This window comes from Lutibacter sp., from assembly GCF_040883305.1.
Taxonomy (GTDB): Bacteria; Bacteroidota; Bacteroidia; order Flavobacteriales; family Flavobacteriaceae; genus Lutibacter.
Genome location: NZ_JBFLKT010000395.1, coordinates 1 through 6,340, shown reverse-complemented (window position 1 = coordinate 6,340; position 6,340 = coordinate 1). Strand labels below are relative to the sequence as shown.

The following is a 6,340-nucleotide window of genomic DNA, read 5'->3' as shown; positions in this document are numbered from 1 at the left end:
GAATTGTAAATGCGTATTCCATTTAATTTATTTCCTGCTTTTCTTTTATCATCATCAATAAATCCAACTATTTGAATTCTATTAGTTTTATCATCTTTTAATAACGAATGTACTAACATTCCGGCTTCCCCAGCACCATAAATTAAAACCCTTTTCTCTATTGAAGAGCCTGAGATTAAAAGTGTATACAATTCTTTGTATAAAAACCTAATAACAATTAGAGTAATTACATTTAATAAAAAATGAATTGCAATAATAGATTTTGGAATTGTAAATTCTGGGATTAATTTAAATTGATGATTTAACATTACAACTGCAATCAATAATCCAAAAATTATAAAACTGGAAAGTATTACATTAATGGAGTCTCTAACGCCTGTATGCCTTATAACTCCTTTATAAGAACCTACCATTAAAAAACTTATTAGCGCAGCAATAACAACTACTGGAAGTTGTAAAATAAACTTCGAGGTGTCAAAATTAAAACTAAAATTAAATCGTATTAAATAAGATAAAATAAATGTATTAACAACAATATAAATATCGATAATTAATACAAACCACCTAGGTGTGTTTCTTTTTAACAGTTCTTTAAATACATTACTTATCATACTAAAAATAGTTTAGAACCCCAACAATCCTATGCAATTCATTTTTAGTAATATTAGAACCACTTGGCAAGCATAAACCTGTATTAAATAATTGCTCAGAATTTCCATTTAAAAAGCTTAAGCAATTTTTAAATATTGGTTGTAAATGCATTGGTTTCCACAATGGTCTAGATTCAATATTTTCTTTCTCGAAAGATAGTCTAATTTTTTCTCTTATTTTAAATGATGGCGTTAAAATGCAAGATAACCATCTATTTGAATAACACCCGTTAGGCTCTTCTAAAAATTTGAAATCTGAATTTTTAGTATTCACTTTATAAAAATCAAAATTAGATCTTCTTGCCACTACTCTATTCTCCAAAACTTCTAATTGCCCTCTTCCAATCCCAGCAACAATATTAGACATTCTATAGTTGTAACCTATTTGTGAATGCTGGTAATGGGGTGCGTTATCTCTAGCTTGTGTTGCTAAAAAAATTACTTCTTCTTTATCTTTTTTGTTTTTACTAATTAATGCACCTCCACCTGAGGTTGTAATTATTTTATTTCCATTAAATGATAAAATTGAAAGATCTCCAAAAGTTCCGCATTTTCTATTGTTCACACTGCTTCCTAAAGCTTCTGCACTATCTTCAATAATTGGAATTTCATATTTTTTACTCAACTCACTAATTTTAGCAACATTGTATGGCATACCGTACAAATGAACTGCAATAATTGCTTTTGGTTTTTTTCCGTGTTTTAGTCTGTGCAAAATAGCAATTTCTAATTGCTCTGGACACATATTCCAAGTTTCCATTTCACTATCAATAAAAACAGGGGTTGCCCCTTGATAAACAATTGGATTTGCCGATGCAGAAAATGTAAAACTCTGACAAAGCACCTCGTCTCCCTTAGAAACTCCTAATAAAATTAAGGCTAAATGTATTGCCGCAGTACCAGAACTCAAAGCTGCTACGTGTGAATCTTTATTTAAATAATTCTCTAAACTATTTTCAAACTCATTAACATTTGGACCTAAAGGAGCAACCCAATTTGTGTCAAATGCTTCTTGCACATATTTTTGTTCACTACCACCCATATGTGGAGATGATAGCCAAATTTTATTTTTCATTATCTTTTTCTTCCTTTCAGAACACAAAATTACAGTATTTATTTTATAACCTCAGAATTGTATTTAATATTGTGGATAAAACAATTTGTTTTTAACAATTTAATCGACCTTTTTTAATTATTCCAAAGGATATATTGTAACACTATAACCCAACCAGTTTTGTAATTTATCGTACAATAATTGTTGGTCTTGTTTAGAAAAATCTTTAATTCTTGTTTTATGTGAGCCTTTTTTTAAAACCATTTTTAAAGCGTCTACATGCGGTTTAGGAATTGGTGCACAAGCACCCCAAGTATCATATTCTCCATAAATATAAAGAATCTTTTTTCCTTTATTTTCAACAAAGTCCCGTACCTCTTTTATATAATTTGGATTGTATGTTAAATCGACATTTTTTGGTGCAAAACGTAAATTTGTAGGGTTATGAACTACTTGCAATAAATCTTTCACAGGTGTGGTATCAAAACCATAATACCCTAATTCCGTTGAATGCTGGTAATAAGATGGTAACAAATCGTAATAGGTTTTATCATTATAAAAACTGATTCCAACAATTTTATTTATATAGCCAAACAACAATTTTGCTGAGGCATTTTCATCAGGAATTTCTTCACAACTTCCTCCCCATTGCCAAAACGAAAATGGAAATTCTAATACACTATATTCTAAAGCTTCTTCAGTAGATAATTCTGTAAAACTCATTTCTTTTTCACGCGCATACTTTGAAATTTCAACTAAAACTGAATCTCTATTTTTTAAAACCTCACGTTGAAATGCAACAATTTTAGCCCTACATTCATCTGTTCCAATCGTATTAATATGGTTTTCAGTTCTTATATCTTCCTGAGTATCTATTAAAGGGGCTACATAAGGCACGGCAACATCAACATCCCAAGGATATTTACTTTTATGAATTAAAACTGTTTCACCACCTTTGCTAATTCCTGTTGAAATCCATTTACCTGTATATAATCTTTTTAATTTTGTAATTATTTTATGATAATCTTCAATAGCTAAATCATTTTTTAAATACTGCCAAGGAATGGAATCTGGACGCGATTTTCCATAAAAACGATATTCTACCTGCACCTGATTTCCCTTAAATATTTTACTTAATTCATACGTTCTTGGAGTTGCGTTATATCCTTCGGTTATAAAAATAGTAGGTTTGGATTCATCTACATGCGACAAATAAAAATAATGTCTAAATGTTCCTGCAGCTAAATTTTTATGATCTAACGGTTGTTCTAAAACTATTTGATAAGCTTTTGTAAAATGGTCTGTTAATTCCATTTTAGTAACCTCAGCATTTGGAAATAACTTCTCGATTTTCTGCTGAAATGTTAAAATTTCAACAGGTTCTAAACGAACTCTGCAACTAACAATAATTGTACTAAGAGCAATAAATAAAAATAGGGATTTAATATTTTTCATGAAATGTTTTTAAAGATTTAAAGTTAGGCACTAAAAAAGCATTAGACATTCTAACTTCAACTAATATTTGATATTTTAACAAAAATATGAATTATATTCACACAAATTTTGAATAATTTAGTTTATCCTAATTTAAAAAACACTAACTAACAATGAATTTCAATAGCATTAAAATAACTACAACTGAAGCTGAAAATATACTTTTTAAGATGTATAATTTAAAAGGAAAAGCGACTAAACTTCCAGGAGAATTAGATTTTAACTTCAGAATTAAAATTGATAATTCAACTAGTTATATTTTAAAGATTTCAAGACCCAACGAAGATTTAGAGTACATCGATTTTCAACAAAAGTTATTAAAATATATTGAAAAAGGAGATGCTAATTTAATTTCACCTAGAGTAATAAACAATGTTCAAAAAAAATCAATTTCAGAAATAAAAGATGCTCATGGAAACGCTAGAAAAGTGCGCTTACTCACTTGGGTTTCTGGGCGTATTTGGAGTTCGGTTTCTCCGCAATTGGACAATTTACGTGTTAGTTTAGGAAATAAATGTGGTTTGTTAACTAAAGTACTCCAAGGGTTTGAGCACCCAAAAGCAATACGAAATTTTGAATGGGATATTGCACAATCGCTTTGGACAAAAAAACATTTAAATTTATTCATCTCTGAAGAAGCAGCAATTATTTCTCACTTTCAAAATCAATTCGAAAATAATCTAGAATCTTATTCAAAATTGAGAAAATCGGTAGTTCATAATGATGCAAACGACCAAAATATAATTGTTTCAAAAAATTTAATTGACCCAAAAGTTGAAGCAATAATTGATTTTGGTGATGCCATAAATACACAAATAATTAATGATGTAGCAATTGCACTGTACACAACTATAAACTACAACAATCCGTTAGCAGCAGCCTTGCCAATTGTAAAAGGGTACCATAATTCTTTTCCTTTAAAGGAAGCTGAATTAGAACATTTATATACTGCTGTGGCAATGCGTTTAATTATTTCAATAACAAAATCTGCAATTAATAAAATAAAAGAACCAGATAACGAATATTTACTCATAAGCGAAAAACCCGTTAGGGAAACTTTAAAAAAATGGAAAAATATTTCTTCTGAATTCGCGCTATACAGTTTTAGAAATGTATGTGGTTATACGGCACATCCAAATGAAGAAAAGTTTAATAATTGGGTTTCTACAACTAATTTTCAACTAACAGATTTATTTCCAACAATTCAAAAAAATGAAATTCAACCATTAGATTTAAGTGTTTCCAGTATTTGGATAGGACATCAAGAAGATTTTAACGATTTAGATTTATTTGAATATAAAATCAACAAATTACAAGTTAAAAATCCTTCACAAATAATTGCAGGTGGCTATTTAGAGCCGCGTCCACTTTACACCTCAACAGATTTTGACACCATTGGAAATAATGGAAAAGAAAGCAGAACCTTCCATTTAGGAGTCGATTTTTGGTTACCTGCCCAAACTCCTGTTCATGCATTGTTTAATGGTGAGGTAGTTGTTTGTTATAACAATGCTGGAAATAAATTATATGGGGGACTCTTAATTTTAAAACACACAATTCAGAATCTTGAATTTTATACGTTATACGGACATTTAAATATTGAAAGTGTTAGCAATAAAAAAATTGGAGATACCATTAAAAAAGACGATTGTATTGGTTATTTAGGAAATAGAAAAGAAAATGGCGGTTGGGTACCGCATTTACATTTTCAAATTTTACTTTCTCTTTTAGATTTTAAAAATGATTTTCCAGGAGTTGTAAATTTTAATGAAATTGATGTTTGGAAAAGCATTTGTCCTAATCCTAATTTATTGTTTAAAACAACTGGTCTTCAAATTAAAAAAACGACTACAAATGTTGAATTAATTAATTTTAGAAAACAACATTTAGGAAAAAGTTTAAGTCTGCAATATAAAACTCCCATAAAAATGGTTCGAGGAGCTGGAGCATATTTAATGGATGCAAATGGTACAAAATATTTAGATACGGTAAATAATGTAGCGCATGTTGGTCACGAACACTTTTCGGTAGTAAAAGCTGGTCAGCAACAAATGGCATTGATAAACACAAATTCGCGCTATTTACACGAAAACATAAATGAACTTACCAACGAATTACTAAAAACCTTACCTCCTGAATTAAACGTACTACATTTTGTGAATTCTGGTAGCGAAGCCAATGAACTAGCTATTAGAATGGCGAAAGCCGCCACAGGAGAAAATGATATTATTGCTTCAGAAGTCGGGTACCACGGTAACACAAATATGTGTGTAGCTATCAGTTCTTATAAATTTGATGGAAAAGGTGGAAATGGCGCACCAGAAAATACTCATATTTTTCCAATACCAGATACTTTTAGAGGAAAATACACTGGTAATAATTCGGGAAAATTATATGCTAATGAAGTTGAAAAGTGTATTGAAAATATTCATAATAAAGGTAGAAACGTATGTGCATTTATTATTGAACCAATTATAAGTTGTGGTGGGCAAATTGAATTACCCGATGGGTTTTTAGCACAATCTTACAAAGTAATTAGAAAAAATGGTGGTGTATGTATTTCAGATGAAGTGCAAACAGGTTGTGGAAGAATGGGAAAATCATTTTGGGGTTTTCAATTACATAATGTGGTTCCAGATATTCTAACTATTGGAAAACCATTAGGAAACGGACATCCAATTGCTGCAGTGGCTTGTACCCAAGAAATTGCTGATAAATTTGCAAATGGAATGGAATATTTTAATACGTTTGGCGGAAATCCGGTTTCATGTGCAATTGCTACAGAAGTAATAAAAACGGTAAAACGAGAAAAACTTCAAGAAAACGCATTAAAAATTGGTGAATTTTTAAAAAATGAATTGAAACTACTTGCTAAAGATTTTCCAATTATTGGTGATGTTCGCGGGCAAGGATTATTCTTAGGAATTGAATTGGTTGATAGTAATTTAAAACCAGTAGCCGAACAAACCAAGTATTTAGCAAATAGAATGAAAGATCACAAAATTCTAATGAGTGTTGATGGTCCAAACTATAATGTTTTAAAAATAAAACCCCCTATTATTTTTTCAAAAGAAAATGCTAAAGAATTACTATTTTATTTACGAAAAATACTTGCAGAAGATTTTATGCGTGCGTTTTAAAT

General features: G+C 29.9%; 4 protein-coding genes. 1 reads left to right on the top strand and 3 read right to left on the bottom strand.

Annotated features, from left to right (window positions below; translation table 11 throughout):
- From AB1Z17_RS12645 to AB1Z17_RS12635, 3 genes are all read right to left on the bottom strand, one after another.
- The coding region (locus AB1Z17_RS12645) for a nucleoside-diphosphate sugar epimerase/dehydratase (RefSeq protein ID WP_368052145.1) at positions 1–611 on the bottom strand (611 nt) is incomplete at its 3' end.
- A 1-nt stretch (position 612) separates the two neighbouring features.
- Positions 613–1,725 (bottom strand): DegT/DnrJ/EryC1/StrS family aminotransferase, encoded by a 1,113-nt coding sequence (locus AB1Z17_RS12640; RefSeq protein WP_368052144.1) that lies wholly within the window; start codon positions 1,723–1,725, stop codon positions 613–615.
- A 117-nt stretch (positions 1,726–1,842) separates the two neighbouring features.
- Positions 1,843–3,159: a S28 family serine protease gene (locus AB1Z17_RS12635; protein WP_368052143.1), complete on the bottom strand. Its 1,317-nt coding sequence runs from the start codon at positions 3,157–3,159 to the stop codon at positions 1,843–1,845.
- Positions 3,160–3,311: 152 nt separating this feature from the next.
- On the opposite strand from AB1Z17_RS12635, the gene AB1Z17_RS12630 reads away from it, so the two are divergent.
- Positions 3,312–6,338: an aminotransferase class III-fold pyridoxal phosphate-dependent enzyme gene (locus tag AB1Z17_RS12630; RefSeq protein ID WP_368052142.1), complete on the top strand. Its 3,027-nt coding sequence runs from the start codon at positions 3,312–3,314 to the stop codon at positions 6,336–6,338.
- Positions 6,339–6,340 lie beyond the last annotated feature (2 nt).

What these genes read in the sequence shown, in the direction of transcription:
- AB1Z17_RS12635 (WP_368052143.1), bottom strand. Translation starts at nt 3,159, where the DNA reads ATGAAAAATATTAAATCCCTATTTTTATTTATTGCTCTTAGTACAATT.
- AB1Z17_RS12640 (WP_368052144.1), bottom strand. Translation starts at nt 1,725, where the DNA reads ATGAAAAATAAAATTTGGCTATCATCTCCACATATGGGTGGTAGTGAA.
- AB1Z17_RS12630 (WP_368052142.1), top strand. Translation starts at nt 3,312, where the DNA reads ATGAATTTCAATAGCATTAAAATAACTACAACTGAAGCTGAAAATATA.